The organism is Pseudomonas sp. HP_08, from assembly GCF_055284095.1.
In genome coordinates, this window is the sequence record NZ_JBTOQC010000051.1 from 1 (window position 1) to 18,904 (window position 18,904).

General features: G+C 62.3%; 17 protein-coding genes. 10 read left to right on the forward strand and 7 right to left on the reverse strand.

Features of this window, described 5'->3' with window-relative positions; all coding sequences use genetic code 11:
• Positions 1-301: 301 nt before the first annotated feature.
• A complete protein-coding gene (locus ACYAS9_RS26375; RefSeq protein WP_463571377.1) occupies positions 302-1,630 on the reverse strand; it encodes an MFS transporter in 1,329 nt (442 codons plus the stop codon).
• 613 nt (positions 1,631-2,243) lie between these two features.
• On the opposite strand from ACYAS9_RS26375, the gene quiC reads away from it, so the two are divergent.
• Both quiC and ACYAS9_RS26385 read left to right on the forward strand, forming a co-directional pair.
• On the forward strand, positions 2,244-4,157 hold the full coding sequence (quiC, locus tag ACYAS9_RS26380; RefSeq protein ID WP_463571378.1) for a 3-dehydroshikimate dehydratase QuiC: 1,914 nt from the start codon (positions 2,244-2,246) through the stop codon (positions 4,155-4,157).
• A 194-nt stretch (positions 4,158-4,351) separates the two neighbouring features.
• The gene (locus tag ACYAS9_RS26385) at positions 4,352-5,023 is read left to right on the forward strand and encodes a TetR/AcrR family transcriptional regulator (RefSeq protein ID WP_463571379.1); all 672 of its coding nucleotides are present in this window, start codon (positions 4,352-4,354) and stop codon (positions 5,021-5,023) included.
• 63 nt (positions 5,024-5,086) lie between these two features.
• On the opposite strand, the gene ACYAS9_RS26390 is transcribed toward ACYAS9_RS26385, so the two are convergent.
• Complete coding sequence (locus ACYAS9_RS26390; protein WP_463571688.1) at positions 5,087-5,932, reverse strand: shikimate dehydrogenase; 846 nt, start codon at positions 5,930-5,932, stop codon at positions 5,087-5,089.
• A gap of 229 nt (positions 5,933-6,161) precedes the next feature.
• Between ACYAS9_RS26390 and ACYAS9_RS26395 the strand changes: the two genes are divergently transcribed.
• Positions 6,162-7,067 (forward strand): pseudouridine synthase, encoded by a 906-nt coding sequence (locus ACYAS9_RS26395; RefSeq protein WP_463571380.1) that lies wholly within the window; start codon positions 6,162-6,164, stop codon positions 7,065-7,067.
• A gap of 56 nt (positions 7,068-7,123) precedes the next feature.
• Here the strand turns inward: ACYAS9_RS26395 and ACYAS9_RS26400 are convergent, their stop codons facing one another.
• Both ACYAS9_RS26400 and mobA read right to left on the reverse strand, forming a co-directional pair.
• Positions 7,124-7,348 carry a YgdI/YgdR family lipoprotein gene (locus ACYAS9_RS26400; protein ID WP_463571381.1) on the reverse strand — a complete coding sequence of 75 codons (225 nt, stop codon included), beginning with the start codon at positions 7,346-7,348 and terminating at the stop codon, positions 7,124-7,126.
• A 73-nt stretch (positions 7,349-7,421) separates the two neighbouring features.
• Positions 7,422-8,033 carry a molybdenum cofactor guanylyltransferase MobA gene (gene mobA / locus ACYAS9_RS26405; protein WP_463571382.1) on the reverse strand — a complete coding sequence of 204 codons (612 nt, stop codon included), beginning with the start codon at positions 8,031-8,033 and terminating at the stop codon, positions 7,422-7,424.
• Between the two features lie 78 nt (positions 8,034-8,111).
• On the opposite strand from mobA, the gene moaB reads away from it, so the two are divergent.
• The 6 genes from moaB (at position 8,112) to ACYAS9_RS26435 (ending at position 15,011) form a co-directional block, all read left to right on the forward strand.
• The gene (gene moaB, locus ACYAS9_RS26410; protein WP_459745389.1) at positions 8,112-8,651 is read left to right on the forward strand and encodes a molybdenum cofactor biosynthesis protein B; all 540 of its coding nucleotides are present in this window, start codon (positions 8,112-8,114) and stop codon (positions 8,649-8,651) included.
• 5 nt (positions 8,652-8,656) lie between these two features.
• Positions 8,657-9,847, forward strand: coding sequence for a molybdopterin molybdotransferase MoeA (locus tag ACYAS9_RS26415; protein ID WP_463571383.1), 1,191 nt, complete (start codon positions 8,657-8,659; stop codon positions 9,845-9,847).
• 74 nt (positions 9,848-9,921) lie between these two features.
• On the forward strand, positions 9,922-10,851 hold the full coding sequence (locus ACYAS9_RS26420; protein WP_463571384.1) for a glycosyltransferase family 2 protein: 930 nt from the start codon (positions 9,922-9,924) through the stop codon (positions 10,849-10,851).
• 128 nt (positions 10,852-10,979) lie between these two features.
• Entirely contained in the window at positions 10,980-12,524 is a 1,545-nt protein-coding gene (locus ACYAS9_RS26425) for an MFS transporter (RefSeq protein WP_463571385.1), read from the forward strand.
• A gap of 19 nt (positions 12,525-12,543) precedes the next feature.
• Entirely contained in the window at positions 12,544-13,599 is a 1,056-nt protein-coding gene (locus ACYAS9_RS26430) for an HlyD family secretion protein (protein ID WP_463571386.1), read from the forward strand.
• On the forward strand, positions 13,599-15,011 hold the full coding sequence (locus ACYAS9_RS26435) for an efflux transporter outer membrane subunit (protein WP_463571689.1): 1,413 nt from the start codon (positions 13,599-13,601) through the stop codon (positions 15,009-15,011). Before ACYAS9_RS26430 ends, ACYAS9_RS26435 begins: the two co-directional genes overlap by 1 nt.
• A gap of 8 nt (positions 15,012-15,019) precedes the next feature.
• Here the strand turns inward: ACYAS9_RS26435 and ACYAS9_RS26440 are convergent, their stop codons facing one another.
• Positions 15,020-16,831, reverse strand: coding sequence for a monovalent cation:proton antiporter-2 (CPA2) family protein (locus tag ACYAS9_RS26440; RefSeq protein ID WP_463571387.1), 1,812 nt, complete (start codon positions 16,829-16,831; stop codon positions 15,020-15,022).
• A gap of 232 nt (positions 16,832-17,063) precedes the next feature.
• Between ACYAS9_RS26440 and ACYAS9_RS26445 the strand changes: the two genes are divergently transcribed.
• The gene (locus ACYAS9_RS26445) at positions 17,064-17,252 is read left to right on the forward strand and encodes a hypothetical protein (RefSeq protein WP_463571388.1); all 189 of its coding nucleotides are present in this window, start codon (positions 17,064-17,066) and stop codon (positions 17,250-17,252) included.
• Positions 17,253-17,277: 25 nt separating this feature from the next.
• Here the strand turns inward: ACYAS9_RS26445 and ACYAS9_RS26450 are convergent, their stop codons facing one another.
• Together ACYAS9_RS26450 and ACYAS9_RS26455 are read right to left on the reverse strand one after the other, a co-directional pair.
• Positions 17,278-17,676, reverse strand: a complete 399-nt coding sequence (locus tag ACYAS9_RS26450) for a Fe2+/Zn2+ uptake regulation protein (RefSeq protein WP_463571389.1) — start codon at positions 17,674-17,676, stop codon at positions 17,278-17,280.
• Between the two features lie 201 nt (positions 17,677-17,877).
• Entirely contained in the window at positions 17,878-18,903 is a 1,026-nt protein-coding gene (locus ACYAS9_RS26455) for a FecR family protein (protein ID WP_463571390.1), read from the reverse strand.
• Between the last annotated feature and the right edge of the window lies 1 nt (position 18,904).

The window sequence follows — 18,904 nt, forward strand, 5'->3', positions numbered from 1 at the left end:
AAAAGGGCCATGGAGGGCCCGTTAGCCGCTTAGGCCATGGATGGCCTTAAGTGGCGACCCCCGGAGCAATGCCGGAGGGAGGGCACCCCGAAGGGGCCGGAACCAGGAGCAGACGGTTTGGTTACTTTGCCATGACAAAGTAACCCGGCCCGAAAAGGGTCGGAACCACTCCCAAAGCCCACCACAACCACCCCGAACAACCCCGTACCCACAAAAAAAGGCCCGGTGACAAAAATCACCGGGCCTTTTAACTTATCGCTTATCGCTTATCGCTTATCGCTTGCAGCTTGCAGCTTGCAGCTTATTTATTCATGTCCGGCACTTCGCGCGGGGCCATGAAGTACATCCAGGTCAGGGCAATGAAGTACATCGCCGGGATCATGGTGAACAGGATGCTGTAGTTGTTATTGGTAGCCGTCAGAACCGCACCAACGATCTGGGTCATGAACATCCCGCCGATCGCAGCGCACATGCCGCCAAAACCGAACACGGTGCTCATCAGATGCTTGGGCGTGTAGTCCATGACCAGGCTCCAGATGTTGGCAGTCCAGGCCTGGTGGGCGCCGACGGCGACCGAGATGGCCAATACCGCAACCCACAGGCCGCTGGCGTTGGCGGCGAACACCACGCTGCAGATGGTCAGGGCGAAGATCAGCATCGAGACCAGGCGCGCCTTGGTCGCTTTCACGCCGCGGCCGATCAGCCAGGACGACAGAACGCCGCCGCCAATGCTGCCGAAGTCAGCGGTCAGCCAGATCAGGATCAGCGGGATACCCATCTGGGTCACGCTGATGCCCAGGTTGTATTGCTGGTTCAGGAACGGTGGCAGCCAGTACAGGTAGAACCAGAACACCGGCGCAGTGATCGAGTAGGCCAGGGCGAACGCCCAGGTGCCGCGCATTTTCAGGATGTGCGAGAACGGTACTTTCACCGGCTCCGGTTCTACATCCTTGTTGATGTAGTCCAGTTCGGATTGTTTGACGGTCGGGTGATCTTCAGGGTTGTAGTACTTCAGGCGCCAGGTGACGACCCAGAACAGGCCCAGGAAACCCATGGCCATAAAGGCGGCTTGCCAGCCCCAGACGCTGAGGATGATGGGCAGCAGGGCCGGGGTGATCATCGCGCCGACGTTGGTGCCGGCGTTGAAGATGCCGGTGGCCACGGCGCGTTCGCCGGCCGGGAACCACAGGCGCGTGGTTTTCACGCAGGCCGGGTAGTTGGCCGCTTCTGTCAGGCCGAGGATAAACCGGCAGACCATGAAGCCGACCGCCGAGGTGGCCAGGCCGTGGGCGCCGGTCGCCAGGCTCCACAGCAGTACGGCGAGGAAGAAGGCGCGCTTGACGCCGACCTTGTCGATAAAGCGCCCCTGCAGCAGGAAGCCGATGGCGTAGCCGACCTGGAACCAGAAGTTGATGTTGGCGTAGTCCATCGTCGTCCAGCTCATTTCCTTGGCAAGGATGGGCTGCATGACACCGAGGGCGGCGCGATCGATATAGTTCAGCGTGGTGGCAAAGAATACCAGGGCGAGCATGCCCCAACGGGTCTTGCCGACGGCCAGGGCGCCGCGGACCTTTTCACCGATACCGGCGCGCGCAGCGCTGGCCAGAGGATTGGATTGGGTGTTGAGCATGATGGTTCGATCATCCGTTCCAGGACTGCGCCAGGGCGTCAGCCGGACTGAGAAACTACCCGCGGTAACCGGGAGCTGTCAGGGTGTTGCGTAGCATCGGGTCGGCCAGGGTGCGTGGCAGGTGGCCGGGGTGCGAGACGCGGATTCTGACAGATCGGGCGCACGCGAGCGCGCAATTTGATATCAGGCGAACCGGGAAGCGGTCATCGAAATGGCCGAACGGGTTCGTCTACTCGAAGTCTCAGTGATGCCAAGCGGGTGTGCGGAGAAGTCGGGGAGGGCGCGCATGGGTAGTTATCCTGTTTTTGAAATTGTTATTTAGGTTCATCGGGTGCTTCATAAACTGGGCAGTGTGGGGCGATATAAAGAATCAGGCTCGTTTTCGCACTGCGAAACAGATGGTGGGCGTTGGCGAATATATCGTCAATCGAGCAAAATCGGTTTTGTTCGATAATCGAACGAAAAACTAACCAGTTCGTACATATTAAGTTGCTCGTATATTTTGACAGCGAAATACTCACGCCGCATCCATAATCAAGGCGCTTGACCGCCTTGCCTGCGGTGCAATTCAGTGGTGGCCCAGAGGGCCGCGCTCGTCCAGGAGTCCAACAACATGCAGCGTTCCATTGCCACCGTTTGCTTGAGCGGTACTTTGCCAGAAAAGCTCGAAGCCATCGCCGCAGCCGGTTTTGACGGTGTCGAGATTTTCGAGAATGACCTTTTGTATTACGACGGCAGCCCGCGCAACGTCCGGCAGATGTGCGCCGACCTGGGCCTGGCCATCACCCTGTTTCAGCCGTTCCGCGATTTCGAAGGTTGCCGTCGTGACCGTCTGGCACGCAATCTCGATCGCGCCGAGCGCAAATTCGATTTGATGCAAGAGCTGGGCACTGACCTGGTACTGGTGTGCAGCAACGCCGCCGCCGATTCGGTGGGCGACAAGAATATCCTGCTCGATGACCTGAGTCTGCTGGCCGAGCGTGCTGGTGCGCGGCAATTGCGCGTCGGTTACGAGGCACTGGCCTGGGGCCGCCATGTCAATACCTGGCAACAGGTCTGGGAACTGGTGCGACAGGTCGATCACCCGGCGCTGGGCGTGCTGCTCGACAGTTTTCATACTCTGTCGCTCAAGGGCGACCCGAGCGCCATCGCGCAAATCCCCGGCGACAAGATCTTTTTCGTGCAGATGGCCGATGCGCCGATCCTGGCCATGGACGTGCTGGAATGGAGCCGGCATTTCCGTTGCTTCCCCGGCCAGGGCGAGTTCGACCTGCCAGGCTTTCTGGCGCCGATCCTGCGCAGCGGCTACACCGGTCCTCTGTCGCTGGAAGTGTTCAACGACGGTTTCCGCGCCGCGCCTACCCGCGCCAATGCGGCCGACGGCCTGCGTTCGTTGCTGTACCTGGAAGAGAAAACCCGCGCGTTGCTGGCCAGCGAGCAGCCCGCCAAGCCTGTGGCCGATGAGTTGTTGTTCAATCCACCGCCGGCCAGCCAGCTCGATGGCGTGGAGTTTCTTGAGTTCGCCGTCGATGAAGCGCAAAGTGCGCGCCTCGGTGGCTGGCTGGAGCGTCTGGGTTTTGCTCGCCTCGGTGCGCATCGCTCCAAGGCCGTCAGCCTGCTGGGGCAGGGTGATATCCGCATCGTGCTCAACGCCGAGCCTTACTCGTTCGCCCACAGCTTTTTCGAAGTGCATGGTCCGTCGCTGTGCGCCATGGCCTTGCGGGTCGACAATGCGTCCCAGGCACTGGAGCGTGCGCGGGCGTTCAAGGGCCAGCCGTACCGTGGGCTGGTTGGCCCGAACGAGCGGGAAATCCCGGCCGTTCGCGCCCCGGACGGCAGCCTGATCTACCTGATCGAAGGCGCTGAACCCGGCCAGTCGATCTACGACAGCGATTTTGTCGTCAGCCCACAGGCGCCAGTGACCGGTGGCCTGCAACGCATCGACCACATGGCCATGGCCTTGCCGGCCGAGAGCCTCGACAGTTGGGTGCTGTTCTACAAGGGCTTGCTGGACTTCGAGGCCGATGACGAAGTGGTGTTGCCCGACCCGTACGGTCTGGTCAAGAGCCGCGCATTGCGCAGTCGTTGCAGCAGCGTGCGCTTGCCGCTGAACATTTCCGAGAACCGTAATACGGCCATTTCCCACGCGGTGTCGACTTATCGCGGCTCGGGCGTGCATCACATCGCCTTTGCCTGCGAAGATATCTTCGCTGAAGTGCGTCGCGCCAAAGAGGCCGGTGTGCCGTTGCTGGAAATCCCGCTGAACTACTACGACGACCTGGCCGCGCGCCTGGACTTCGACGACGAGTTCCTCAGCGAACTGGCCTACTACAACGTGCTTTACGACCGTGATAGCAACGGTGGCGAGCTGTTTCACGTCTACACCGATGCCTTCGACGGACGGTTCTTCTTCGAAATCCTGCAACGCAAGAACGGCTACGCCGGTTATGGCGCGGCCAACGTCCCGGTGCGCCTGGCGGCGATGGCCAAGGCGCGTAGCGGTGCGGCGCCGCGCGCACGGCTCTGAAACCGTATCTGTGAAGGTGTGCTTCTGAAAAAAGTGGCGATGTCGGCGCAAGCCGCATCGCCACTTTTTTTGACATTTGCATGCAGGTTTTACCTTTGCATGAAGGGCATTCATGGCCTTGCAGGCTCTGCGGCTTCCATCGTGCAGGGGCTGGGCCTCATAATCAGCCGCTCTACCGTGGTCGTGAGCCAACAATGAATACAATTACCGACTCCACTGCGCCCGAGCCTCTGGAGGCTGCGCGCAAGAGCCGCAAGAACAACCCGGAAAAGACCCGTGAAGACATTCTTCAGGCGGCGATCACCGAATTCGTCGACAGGGGGTTGTCCGGTGCGCGGGTCGATGCGATTGCCGAGCGGACCCAGACCTCCAAGCGCATGATCTATTACTACTTCGGCAGCAAGGAGCAGTTGTACGTCGATGTGCTGGAGAAGCTTTACGGCGATATCCGCAACACCGAAAGCCTGCTGAAGCTGACCGATCTTGAGCCACACGCGGCGATTTTGCGGCTGGTGGAATTCACCTTCGATCACCATGACCGCAATGTCGATTTCGTGCGCATCGTCTGCAACGAAAACCTGCTGTATGGCGAGAACGTCAAGCAGTCGGAAACCATTCATGCGAAAAGCCAGAACACCATCAAGACGCTGGACGCCATCCTGCGTCGCGGTGAGGCTGCCGGTGTGTTTCGTCAGGGCGTGGACGCGGTCGATCTGCACATGCTGATGAGCTCGTTCTGCTTTCACCGGGTGTCGAACCGGCACACGCTGGGCGCGATCTTCAAGATCGACCTGTCCGAGGAGCAAAGAAAGCAGCGTCACAAGACCATGATCTGCGACGCGGTACTGCGCTATCTGCAGCGCTAGGCTTCGATAAAACGACAACGCCTGGGACACAGCCCAGGCGTTGAATGATTGCCGCGATCAGCCTTACAGGCTGTGAAAGTGCGTCATCATCCGCTCGGCATCGGCCGGCCGGCCACTGAACAGCTCGAAAGCCTTGACCGCCTGGAACACCGCCATGGTGGTGCCATCCAGTGTGCGGCAGCCCAGGCTGCGGGCCTGGCGCAGCAGTTCGGTTTCCAGCGGAAAGTAGATGATGTCCGCCACCCACAGGCCGCTGTGCAAGTGTTCGGCCGGCAGCGGCAAGCCGGGCAACTTGGCCATGCCCACTGGCGTGGTATTGACCAGGCCGTCGGCTTCAGCCACCGCACGGGTCAGGTCCAGGCCAACCTGGGCGCGCCTGTCGCCGAAATGGGCATTGAGGTTGTCGACCAGGCCTTGCGCGCGTTGTGGCTCGACTTCGAAGATCACCAGTTGCTCGACACCGGCGCTCAGCAGCGCATGGGCCACGGCAGCACCAGCGCCACCGGCGCCCATCTGCACCACGTAACGGCGCGCAGCGCCTTCCAGGCCACGCTTGAAGCCTTCGGCAAAGCCCAGGCAATCGGTGTTGTGGCCGATGCGCTTGCCGTCCTTGAACACCACGGTATTGACCGCGCCGATGCCGCGGGCTTCAGGCGACAGTTCATCGAGCAGCGGGATGACCGCCTGTTTGCACGGAAAAGTGATGTTCAGGCCGGTGAAGCCGCTGGTCTGGGCGCCTTCAAGCAAGCGTGGCAAGGCACTGCTGTCGAGCCCCAGCGCATCGATATCGATCAGGCGGTACAGATAACGCAGGCCCTGGGCATCGCCTTCATGCTCGTGCAATGCAGGGGTGCGTGAAGCCTGGATGCCGGAGCCGATGAGGCCGGCGAGCACTGAAGGGGCGAGCACGGAAGGGTGTTGAATCTGGGTCATGGGGAAAGTCTCTTGTTGTTGTGGCGCAATCCGCTGCGAATAAATGTACCAGATGGTTAATAAGGCTGTATGCAGCGTCGCAGAGCCTGTTCAGGATTGTGTTCGGTGATCGCACGACGCTGGACACGCCTTGCCGGGTACATCGAGCTAGGTTCTGCCGGGTGCTTCACGGATAATCGGCCTTTTCGATCCGCCGAGCCTTTGCATGACCGAGTCTTCTTTCAGTGCCGCCCGACACCAGGCCAGTACCCTGTATCTGCCAGCCGGCCCCTGGAGCACAGTGCTTGAGTGCCTGTGCGCCCGCTTTCCAGCCATCGACCGCAGCCAGTGGCTGGAGCGTATTGCCCGTGGCCGGGTACTGGATGGCGATGGCCAGCCGATTGCAGTCGACCTGGCTTACCGCGAAGGCCTGAAGGTCCATTACTTTCGTGAAGTCCCCAACGAAGCGCCGATTCCGTTTACCGAATCGGTGCTGCATGTCGATGAGCATCTGGTGGTGGCCGACAAACCGCATTTTCTGCCCGTGACGCCGTCGGGCGAATACGTCGAGCAGACCTTGTTGCGCCGGTTGATTCAGCGCCTGGGCAATCCCGATCTGGTGCCGCTGCACCGCATCGACCGGCACACCGCAGGCTTGCTGCTGTTCTCGGCCAACCCGGCCAGCCGCTCGGCTTATCAGGCGCTGTTTCGCACCCGCTCGATCGACAAGTATTACGAAGCCATTGCGCCTGCGCTGCCGCACCTGGAATTTCCGCGCGAGCACGCCAGCCGGCTGGTTGATGGCGAACCGTTCTTTCGCATGCAGGAAGGTGAGGGGCCGGCCAATACGCTGACCCGCATCGAGGTGCTGGAGCGGCAAGAGTCTGAGGGGCGGCAATCGTTGTGGCGTTATGCGCTGTACCCGGTCACCGGCAAGAAGCATCAGTTGCGTGTACACATGAATGCGCTCGGTGCGCCGATCTGCAACGACCCGTTCTATCCGGAGGTGCTCAAGGATGCGCAGGACGATTACCCGCGGCCGTTGAAGTTGCTGGCCCGGGGTTTGCGGTTCATCGATCCGCTGAGTGGGGAATTGCGCGAGTTTGAAAGCCGCTTGCGGCTGGAATTCTGAGGCCTGGTATCGGCGGGTGAATGACCGTTTCGATCACTCACCCTGTCACGGCGACCTTAGAGGTCTTTGACGGTACGGACCTGATCCTTGTTGATGCGGGTCTTCTTGCCGTCCAGTTGTTCGAATTCGTAGAAGCCCGAGTCGTTATCGTAATGCGGGGTGTCGACTGCCTGGATTTCGCGACCGTCGTTCAGGGTGATCACGGTAGGCGAAGAGCAGCCGGCCAGGGAGGCGAGGCCCAGGGCAAGGACGAAAGCGGCGGGCAGGGTCTTGTAGTTCATGGCTGTTTCTCCGGGTGGATACTGATTTGATGACGACTATGACGTGCAGCTTAGTCGCAAGTTCCCTGCACGGCTAATGGCGATCAGCTATAGCGTCAGACTCGATCTGCGCCAGCAGTTGCGGGGTGTTGAGGTTGGCCAGCCGGGCATCGCCGGGCGGGCATTGCAGCGCCAGCGGCTGCAAGGGCGACAATGCCCGGCGCGGGCTGCGTTCACCGTGTTGCCAGGCGGCCTGCAGTAACGGCGCATGCGCGGTGGGGATGATGCACAGCAACGGCTGCCAGTGCTCGCCTTCGCGCACCATCACCGGCCGGCCCGGATGCAGAACGGCCGTGGTCCGCAGGTCCGTCAGCAAGGCCTCGTCGATCAGCGGTGCGTCGCACGGCAGGACCAGCAAATAGTCGTGACGCGCCACGGCCAAGGCCGCAAGGATGCCGGCCAATGGGCCCGGAAAACCGCTTTCGGCATCCTCGACCAGTTGATCGGCATAACGTGCATAACGCTCCTGATTGCGGTTGCAGGAAATGATCAGGTCGTCGGTCAGCGGTCGTACCCGAGCGTGCAGCGTTTCGATCAAGGGCCGGCCTTGCCAGTCGAGCAGGCCTTTGTCGCGTCCGCCCATGCGCTGGCCCTGGCCACCGGCCAGCAACAGGATCGAGCAGGGTGGCAGCGCGTTTTCGGTCATGGCAGATCCTGTGCGGGCAGTCAAAAGCAGGGCTGTGATATAACACCGGGCTGTTTTCACCACAACCGGATCGAGACCATGAGCGTCAAGGCTGATACCCCTTTCGTCCCCCTCAATATCGCGGTGCTGACGGTCAGTGACACCCGCACCCTGGACACCGACACCTCGGGCCAGACCTTCGTCGATCGCCTGAGCGCAGCCGGTCATGGCTTGATCGAGCGGGTGTTGCTCAAGGACGACCTGTACAAGATTCGCGCCCAGGTCGCGACCTGGATTGCCGACGATGACGTGCAGGTGGTACTGATCACCGGCGGCACCGGCTTTACCGGCCGCGACAGCACGCCAGAGGCGGTGGCCTGCCTGCTGGACAAACAGGTCGACGGCTTTGGCGAGCTGTTCCGGCAGATTTCCGTGGCCGATATCGGCACCTCGACCATCCAGTCCCGCGCGCTGGCCGGTCTGGCCAACGGCACGCTGGTGTGCTGCCTGCCGGGCTCGACCAATGCGGTGCGCACCGGTTGGGACGGCATTCTTGCCCAGCAACTCGATTCGCGCTTTCGCCCGTGCAACTTCGTCGCTCATCTCAAGAAAGCCGAACCCTGCGGCACGCGGGGCTGATACCGATGATTCCAGTCGAACAGGCCCTGGCCCGGTTGCTCGAAAGCGCCGAGGCCCATCTGATTACCGAGCGCGAAACGCAGCCTTTGGCCCAGGCGTTGGGGCGCGTGCTGGCGCAGGACATCGTCGCCACTCTCGACCTGCCGCCATGGCCGAACAGCGCCATGGACGGTTATGCCTTGCGCCTGGCGGATTGGAACGGTGAGCCGTTGCCGGTTTCCCAGAGGATTCTCGCCGGCACCGCGCCTGCGCCGCTGAGGCCGGGCACCTGTGCGCGGATCTTCACCGGTGCGCCGGTGCCGGCCGGCGCCGATTGCGTCGAGATGCAAGAGAACGCCGAGGTGCTGGAGGACGGCCGTGTGGGTTTCACTCAGGCGCTGAGCCTTGAGCAGAACATCCGCCCTCAGGGCCAGGAAACCCGCAGCGGTGAACGGGTGCTGGCGGCCGGCACACGGCTGGGCCCGGTGGAACTGGGCCTGGCGGCATCGCTGGGCGTGGCCGAACTTGAAGTGATTCGCCGCCCGCGCGTGGCGGTGTTGTCGACCGGCGATGAACTGGTCGAACCCGGACAGCCGCTGGGGCCGGGACAAATCTACAACAGCAACCGCGTGGTGCTGTGCAGCTGGTTACAGCGCCTGGAATGCGAGGTGATCGACGCCGGCATTCTCGCCGATGACCTGGACAAGACCCGCGCCGCCTTGACCGCTCTGGGCCATGTGGACCTGATTATCTCCACCGGCGGCGTGTCGGTGGGCGAGGCGGATTTTCTCGGGCATGCACTGCGCGAAGACGGCGAGCTGGCGCTGTGGAAGCTGGCGATCAAGCCCGGCAAGCCGCTGACTTTCGGCCATTATCGCGGCGTGCCGGTGCTCGGCCTGCCGGGCAACCCGGCCTCGACGCTGGTGACCTTTGCCTTGCTGGCGCGGCCTTATCTGCTGCGTCGACTGGGCGTCGAAGCGCTGACGCCGTTGCAGTTCCAGGTGCCGGCTGCGTTTGCCTGGAGCAAGGCCGGCACGCGCCGCGAATACCTGCGCGGCCGCCTGGAGCAGGGCCGTGCGCTGCCGTATCGCAACCAGAGTTCCGGGGTGCTGCGCAGCGCCGCCTGGGCCGACGGGCTGATCGAGGTGCGCGAAGGCACGACGCTGGCCGAAGGCGATGCGGTGACCTTCATTCCCTTGAGCGAAGTGCTGGGCTGAGGAACCGGCAAACATGAGCTAGCCTCAAAGACGCTGACACGTTGGGCCAATGGAGTTTGCCCTGGAGTACTGTTATGCCGTCTTTGAGTGTGGCCTGTGTGATCCCGACCTATAACGGGCGCAAGGACCTGGAGCGTCTGCTGGACTCTCTGGTGTTGCAGAGTGCGTCATTCGATACCTTGATCGTCGATTCCAGCTCCAGCGATGGCACGCTGGAACTGGCACGTTCGCGTTGCGCCAACGTGACGGTCATCGACAGCAAGGATTTCAACCACGGTGGCACCCGGCAAATGATGGTCGAGCGCCATCCGGGCTACGACGTCTACGTCTATATGACGCAGGACGCCTGCCTTGAGCAGAGCGATGCCATTGCCAATATTCTCCTGCCGTTTGCCGATCCCAAGGTCGGTGCCGTGTGCGGCCGGCAGTTGCCGCACCGCGACGCCAACCTGCTGGCCCAGCACGCCCGGCTGTTCAACTACCCGCCGACCTCGCAGATCAAGACCCTGGCCGATGCCGATGTGTTGGGGATCAAGACGCCGTTCATGTCCAATTCCTTTGCGGCCTACCGGCGTGAGGCGTTGCTGGCGGTGGGCGGTTTTCCGCGCCATGTGATTCTGTCCGAAGACATGTATGTGGCGGCAAAAATGCTGCTCGATGGCTGGAAGGTCGCCTATGAAGGCTCGGCGGTGTGCCGCCATTCGCATAACTACAGCCTGCTCGAAGAGTTTCGCCGCTACTTCGATATCGGCGTGTTCCAGGACCGCGAGCGCTGGATCTACGCAAGTTTTGGCGGCATTGCCGGCGAGGGCATGCGCTATGTGAAATCGGAACTGGCGTTTATCGGGCCACGCCGTTGGTGGTGGTGGCCGATGTCGATTCTGCGCAACGCCCTCAAGCTGACTGCCTACAAGCTCAGCCGCCATGAAAAGCGCCTGCCGGTCGCCTGGAAAAAGCGCCTGGGCATGTACAAACGCTATTGGGACAGCCCATACGGTGGATAACGATTCACGCAATCGACAATCCGTGACCCGTGCGCCCGACGCACTAATAAGCTGCCTAAATGTAAATTTTATTCATGACGGACTCTTTTTAAACTGCCGGGGTTTCCAATGCCCCGGATTGCCTGTTCATGACCTCTCTCGCCACGCCAGCCCCCGTTGCCCAGCCTTCCGCGCCTGCCGCACCGGCGTTTGGCCTGGAGCGGGTGCTTGGCTTGCTCGGCGTGTTGCTGGCCGTTCTGGTCGCAGGCATCAATGAAGGCGTGACCCGCACGGCAATGGCCGACATTCGCGGCGCGATGTTTATCGGTGCCGATGAGGCCAGTTGGTTGATCGCCTGTTACTCGGCCAGCTCTGTCGCCGCCATGGCCTTTGCACCCTGGTTTGCCGTGACCCTGTCGCTGCGGCGCTTCACGCTGGGGGCTATCACTGCGTTCGTCGTGCTGGCCTTGTTGTGCCCGTTGGCGCCCGATTACCAGAGCCTGCTGGTATTGCGCATTCTGCAAGGCCTGGCCGCCGGTTGCCTGCCGCCGATGCTGATGACCGTGGCGCTGCGTTTTCTGCCGCCGTCGATCAAGCTGTACGGGCTTGCCGGCTATGCCTTGACCGCCACGTTCGGCCCTGGCCTGGGCACGCCGTTGGCGGCGTTATGGACTGAATACTTCACCTGGAAATGGACCTTCTGGCAGGTCATACCGCCGTGCCTGGTGGCGATGATTGCTGTGTCTCACGGCATCGTCCAGGACGCGCCGCGGCTGGAGCGCTTCAAGAGCTTCAACTGGCGGGGCCTGCTGTTGGGCCTGCCGGCCATTGTGATGCTGGTGCTGGGTTTGCTCGAAGGCAATCGGCTGGACTGGTTCGAGTCGTCACTGATCGTTTTTCTGCTGGGCGCAGGCCTGGTGCTGCTGGTGGCGTTTCTGTTCTGTGAGTGGTTTACCCCGGTGCCGTTCTTCAAGTTGCAGATGCTCGCCGGGCGCAACCTGTCGCATGCCTTGCTGACACTGGGCGGGGTGCTGGTGGTGCTTACTGCCGTGGCCTCGATTCCTTCGGCGTATCTGGCGCAGGTACACGGCTATCGGCCGTTGCAGACCGCACCGCTGATGCTGATGGTCGCCTTGCCGCAGTTGCTGGTGCTGCCGCTGCTGGCGGCCGTGTGCAACCTGCGCCGGGTCGATTGCCGTTGGGTGCTGGCGCTGGGGCTGGTGTTGCTGGCGGTGCATTGCGCACTGGCCACGCACATGACGTCCGAGTGGATTCGCGACAACTTCTATGCGCTGCAAATGTTGCAAGTGCTTGGCCAGCCGATGGCGGTCTTGCCGCTGCTGATCCAGGCCACCGGCGGCATCGCGCCGCAAGACGGGCCTTTCGCCTCCGCCTGGTTCAATACCGTGCGCGGCCTGGCCAGCGTGGTCGCCACTGGCGTGATCGAAGCGCTGACCACGGCGCGCCAGCATTTTCATTCCAATAACCTCGTCGATCGCCTGGGCAACGCACCGTGGTTGAGCGGCGACGGCAGCGGCGCTGACCCGGTCGCGCTCAGTCACCGCCTGCACGAGCAGGTCGTGGTGCTGACCAGCGCCGATCTTTATTACTGCATGGGCTGGCTGGCGGTTGCCCTGATGCTGCTGATTCCTGTGATGCCGACGCGGGTCTACCCGCCGCGGGCATTGAACTGACCCTTTTGGAGATACGGTCATGAAGATGACTTCGAAACAGACGCTGGCACTGTGTGGCGCCGCCATCGTGGTGGCCGGCCTCGGGCTGTACATGCTGGCAGGACAGGATGAGCGCCAGCGCACCAACGATGCGTTTATCGCGGCCGACTATTCCGTGGTGGCGCCGAAGATTTCCGGCTTTATCAGTGAGGTGCTGGTCGAAGATAACCAGTTGGTCAAGGCCGGTGACTTGCTCGCTCGCATTGATGATCGCGACCTGCAAACGGCGCTGGCCGCCAGCGAGGCCGAAGTCCAGGCCGCGGCCGCGCGTCGCGATGAGGCCAGCGCCTTGTTGCAACGTCAGGAGTCGGTGATCGCCAGAGCCAAGGCTGCGTTATTGGTCAGCCAGGCGGCGGTCACCTTCGCCGAACAGGAGCGTACCCGCTACGAGCACCTGGCCGGCGCCGGTGCCGGGACCGTGCAGAACGCCCAGCAGGCGCGCACCCGCATCGACACCGCCAATGCCCAGCACACCAGTGCCAGCGCCACGCTGGCGGCCGAGCGCAAGCAGGTCGATATCCTCGTCGCCCAGCAGCACAGCGCGCAAGCGGCCCTGCAACGCGCCGAAGCCGCGCATGACCAGGCGCGCTTGCAATTGTCGTATACCCGCATCGTCGCGCCCATCGACGGCACGGTCGGCGAGCGTGCGCTGCGGGTCGGCAACTATGTGGTGCCGGGCAGCAAGCTGTTGTCGCTGGTACCGCTGGAGCAGGCCTATATCCTCGGCAATTTTCAGGAAACCCAGCTGACCCACGTCAGCGTGGGCCAGGCAGTGCAGGTGCGTGTCGATACCTACCCGGACCAGTTGCTCAAGGCGCATGTGGACAGCATTGCCCCAGCCACGGGCGTGACCTTCGCGGCGGTGCGCCCGGATAACGCCACCGGCAACTTCACCAAGGTGGTGCAGCGTATTCCGGTGAAAATCGTGCTGGAGCCTGGCCAGCCTCTGGCCGAGCGCTTGCGGGTCGGCATGTCGGTGGAGGCCAGTATCGATACCACGGCGCTGCCGCAAACAGCTACGGTGACGGCGCGATGATTAAAAACACGGCATTGAGCCTGGCAATCGTTATCGCGCTGGCAGGCTGTCAGGTAGGCAAGGACTTTCAGCGTCCGGCCAACGACGATCGTATCCAGTGGTTGCCGGTGACGGGCGAGCAAGCCCCCAGCCAGCCGGTGGCGGCACCTATCGACGCGCACTGGTGGAGTGTTTTTCAGGACCCGTTACTGGCGTCGCTGATCGACCGCGCCACCACCTCCAACCTTGATTTGCGCATGGCAGCCGCACGCCTGGAGCAGAGCAGGGCGGCGTACCGGGTCAGCAGCGGCGAGCAGTTGCCTGAGGTCAACGCCAACCTGGGGTATCAACGCAAGCGCAACAGTGGCAAAGGCCTCAATGACCCGTCGGGCAATCAGGGTCAGGCGCCGTTCGAGCAATGGGATGGCGGTTTTGGTGCCAGTTGGGAACTGGACTTGTGGGGCCGTGTACGCCGTGAGGTCGAAGCGGCGGGCGCGCAGGTGCAGGTGGCTGAAAACGACCAGCGCGCGGCCTTGCTGGCCCTGCAAGCCGAAGTCGCTCGCCAGTACCTGGCCTTGCGTGGTGTGCAGAGCACGGTGGCGGTGACCCGGCAGAATCTGGACCTGGCACGCAACAGTCTGGAATTGTCACAAGTGCGCCTGCAAAACGGCGTGGCCACCGACCTGGATGTCGCAGAAGCGGCGGCCGAGGTCTCGGCGGTGGAGTCACGCTTGCCGGTGCTCGAACAGCGCCAGGTTCAGTTGATCAATGCGCTGGGCTTGTTACTGGCGCAGACACCGCGCGCCTTGCAGGCCGAGCTTGAAAAGCCTGTGCAAATGGCCGCCGTGCCGACCCGGATTCCGGTGGGCCTGCCTTCGCAACTGGCCGAACGCCGCCCGGACATCCGCCGCGCCGAAGCCCGCTTGCATGCCGCGACCGCCAGTACCGGCGTTGCCGAAGGCGACTTTTACCCGCGCATCACCCTGTCGGGCAATGTCGGCTTGCAGGCCTTGCAGCTGTCGGATTTCGGCAGTTGGGGCGCCCGCCAATTCGCGTTCGGGCCGCAGATCAGCCTGCCGATCTTCTCCGGCGGCCGGTTGCGCGGCATGTTGCAACTGCGCGAGGCGCAAGAGCAGGAAGCGGCGCTCGGCTATCAGCAGACCGTGCTGCGCGCCTGGCAGGAAATCGACGACAGCATGAGCCTGTACAACGCCAGCCAGTTGCAGCAGCGCAAGTTGCAGGACGCGGTGCAACACAACCAGGTGGCGCTGAACACCGCCAAGCGCCAGTACGTCGAAGGCGTGGCGGACTTTCTCAATGTGTTGTCGGTGCAGCGGGCCTTGCTCAGCACCCAGGAACAATGGGTGCAAAGCTCGACCACCCAGGCGCAGGCGCTGGTCGGGCTTTACTCGTCACTGGGCGGCGGCTTTTAAGCGGTCGCTCAGTGCTTCAGCGCCTGCTCTTCGTCGAGCTGGTCGGACTCGAACAACTGCTCCAGTTCCGTACGCGCTTCACGGGCGGTCTGCAGCACCTTGGCCGCGTCGTCATAGACCAGGTGCTGATCGGCCAGGACTTTCTCGTCGTGGCACTTGAAACGCTCGATGCGCGCATCGGCCTGGGCCTGGCTCAAGCCCAGGCCCAGCAGCGTCTGGCGGCTCATTTCCAGGCTTGAATAGAAGGTTTCACGCACCGCGTGGGCGCCGACATCGATCAGGCGATGCACGTGCTGGCGGTTACGGGCGCGGGCGATGATCTTCATGTGCGGGTACAGCTTGCGGATCAGTTCGGCGGTCTTGATGTTGGTCTCCGGGTCGTCGGTGGCGATCACGAAGAACTCGGCCTCATGCACCTTGGCCGCCCGCAGGATTTCCGGGCGCAACGGGTCACCGTAGAACACCGGCACATTGCCGAAGCTGCGGCTGAACTCGATGCTTTCGACCGCCGTGTCCAGCGCAATGAAAGGAATGTGCTGAGCGCGCAGGATCCGCGCCACGATCTGGCCCATACGGCCCATGCCGGCAATCACCACGCGCGGGCTGTCACTGTGGATGTCACGGTATTCCGGCGGCACCGGCGTGGCTTTCGGCCGTGGCTTGAGCCAGCGCGCGGTGGCCATGAACAGCAAGGGCGTCAACGCCATCGACAAGGTGATGGTCAGCACCAGAATGTCGTAGACCCGCGCCTCGAACAGGCCTTCGGTGTTGCCCAGCTTGAACACTACAAAGGCAAACTCGCCGCCGGCCGCCAGTACCAGTCCCAGTTGCGCGGCATTGCGCCGTTCCAGCCCCGCCGCCATGCGCCCGATCAACATCAGCAGCGGCAGCTTCAGGCCGATCAGCAGCAAGGTCAGGCCCAGCACCACGATCGGGTCGGTGAGCAGCAGGCTGAGGTTGGCGCCCATGCCGACGCTGATGAAGAACAGGCCCAGCAACAGGCCCTTGAACGGTTCGATCTGTGCTTCCAGTTCATGGCGGTATTCAGAGTCGGCCAGCAACAGGCCGGCCAGAAAGGCACCCAGCGCCATCGACACGCCGACCAGCTCCATCAGCCAGGCGGTGCCGATCACCACCAGCAGCGCCGTGGCGGTGGAGACTTCCTGAATGCCGGTGCGCGCCACGATACGAAACACCGGGCGCAGTAAATAGCGGCCGCCGATCACCACGATGGCGATGCTGCCGAACACTTCCAGCGCGTGGGTCAGGCTCTCACTGGTGCTGAGGTGGTGGTTGGCGCCGGCCAGCACGGGCACCAACGCGATCAGCGGAATGGCTGCGATGTCCTGGAAGAGCAGAATCGCAAAGGCGGTACGGCCATGCGGGCTGTTCAGCTCCTTGCGCTCGGCCAGGCTTTGCAGGCCGAAAGCGGTCGATGAGAGTGCCAGGCCCAGGCCCAGCACAATGGCTGTGTTCATCGGCTGATCAAAGGCCACCAGGGCGATGCCGCCGATCACCAGGCCGCAGAGCAACACTTGCAGCAGACCAACGCCGAAAACGGCCTTGCGCATGACCCACAGGCGCTTGGGCGACAGCTCCAGGCCGATGATAAACAGCAGTAATACCACCCCAAGTTCAGAAATGTGACTGACACTCTCCGGATTGGCGATAAGACCCAGCACCGAGGGGCCGATGATCACGCCGGCGAACAGGTAACCCAGGACCGAGCCCAGTTGCAGGCGCTTGGCCAGCGGAACGGTGAGTACGGCGGCGAGCAGGAACACGACAGCGGCCTGCAGCAGGCTGCTTTCATGAGGCATGGTAAAACTCCTTTGCAAACGTGAATCTCGAACAATCCACTGTATTGGGCGGCATTAAACACAGCTGCCGTAGACAGGGCAATGGCGGATCGGTTGCAAAGGCTGCCTGAACGCGGCAGGGCGTATGCGCGGCTGGCGGTGCCATCACCGGCTGATCGGCGTACCATGGACGCGCTTTCGCGCAGCCAAGGGGCGCCCCAACGGCTGATCATGTTGAATTCAGGAAAACGTCATGAGTAATAAACAACGCTTGATCTATTCGGTTCTGATTGCCCTGTCCGTGCTGGCAATCATGCTGGGTCTTACCCATCTGCAGAAAACCGGTGTGATCACCGAGAAGACCTTCCAGTACATCGCGATCAGTGTCGCGGTGCTTGTGGTGATCCTCAACGGCATCATGCGGCGCAAGGTCAAGCGCTGATCATTGCGGGGCAGGGTGCGCCCGCTCACTGGATGGGCGGGTTAGCCTCGGTGTCGAGCCATTCCAGCGCGCGGGGGTGCAGGGTATAGGCCTTGTCGGCACCCAGGACGATGACACCCTCGTCACACAGGCGCTTGAGCACCTCGCGCACGCTCAGAAACGACAGCGGCACATCCACACGCAACAATTGGCTATGAATGCCACGCACGCCGAGCGGCTGGCCTTCTTCGCTGGCGGCCAGCAGGGTATCGAGCACTTTCAGGCGGACCAGGCTGGTGCGCAGGCCGAAATTCTTCAGCAGCGACCGGATGTGTTCATTGCCGGCGCGGTCGCTTTCAGGCGCAGGTGTCTGCACTTGAGCCTGGGCGGCAATAGCGTTCTGTCGCAGCAGAGTGCGGGTGGTTATTCCTTGGCGATTCAACATGCGCAAACTCCTTTTCAGGCTTCGTTTATTACTGTTCACATGTAATAAGACGAACGAGCGCAAAAAAACCTCATCCTGAAGGATAAAAAAATTGCGCCGGTGCGCATCAAAAAGCCCGTCGATGAGGTGCCGAGCCTTTAAATACGGGGGTTTTGAGCAATTGTGAAGAAAAGTTAAGGTTGTTGCAGGATATGAAGGAATTCAGCCGCGCGGTGCAGTCTTCGATTGTTTGTGCAGTACCGGCTGGCCCTGTTCATTGAGCGTGATACGCACCGGCAGTACCTGGGGCAGGGAGGTCAGTAACCTGGACATCTCGCGGATGTTGTAGCTCAGGCCCAGGCGCAGGTCGCCTGTGGCACTGTCGGCCAGCATGATCGGCGTGGGCAGGTAACGATTGATCAACGGCAGTGCCTGGCGCAACGGCAGGTCATTGAACACCAGCTTGCCATAGCGCCAGGCCAGGCTGGCATCGCCGGCCTGGGTCAGGCTGGTTTCGGGCTGCGCGTCGCTGTTGCGGTAACGGGCCTGCATGCCGGGCGACAGGCGCACGCTGCGATCGGGTTGCGAGCGGTCGCCGAGTACCAGTACCGAGCCTTCGACCAGGATCACGTTGACCTGGTCCTGATACATCCACACATTGAAGCGCGTGCCGGTGGCCTGGATGCTGCCTTTGCCGGCCTTTACCACGAAGGGCTTGAGCGCATCGTGCGCGACCTCGAAAAAGGCCTCGCCCTTGTCGAAGTTGACCATGCGCCGGTCCTTGTAGCGGATGTAGCTGATGTGTGTGCTGATGTTCAGCTCGACGCGGCTGCCATCGGGCAGGGTCACCAGGCGCGTCGCATTCTCGGCTTCGTAGGTGTGGTACTCGCTTGGCACCCAGCCCTGATTCCAGCCGATTGCCAGGGCCAGTGTCAGTGCAGCCACTGCGGCGGCGAAGCTGAAGGTGCGTCTATAACGGCGTGTGACTGGCGCACGGGCTGCAGGCGCAGCAGTCATGCTGGCAGTGGCTGCCGGTGCGGCAAACGCCGGTGGCAAACCCTCGCAGGCCTGCCAGGTCTTGCACACGGCGTCATATTCGCGGGCATGCCTGGGGTCAGCGGCCAGCCACTGGGAAAAGGTGCTGCGTTCGGTGTCCGTGCAGTCTGGGTCCTGCAGGCGCATGAACCACTGCGCGGCGGCCTCGGTGATCGTGTCGTCGTTGACTGGACTGGACGTGGTCTGGCTCATG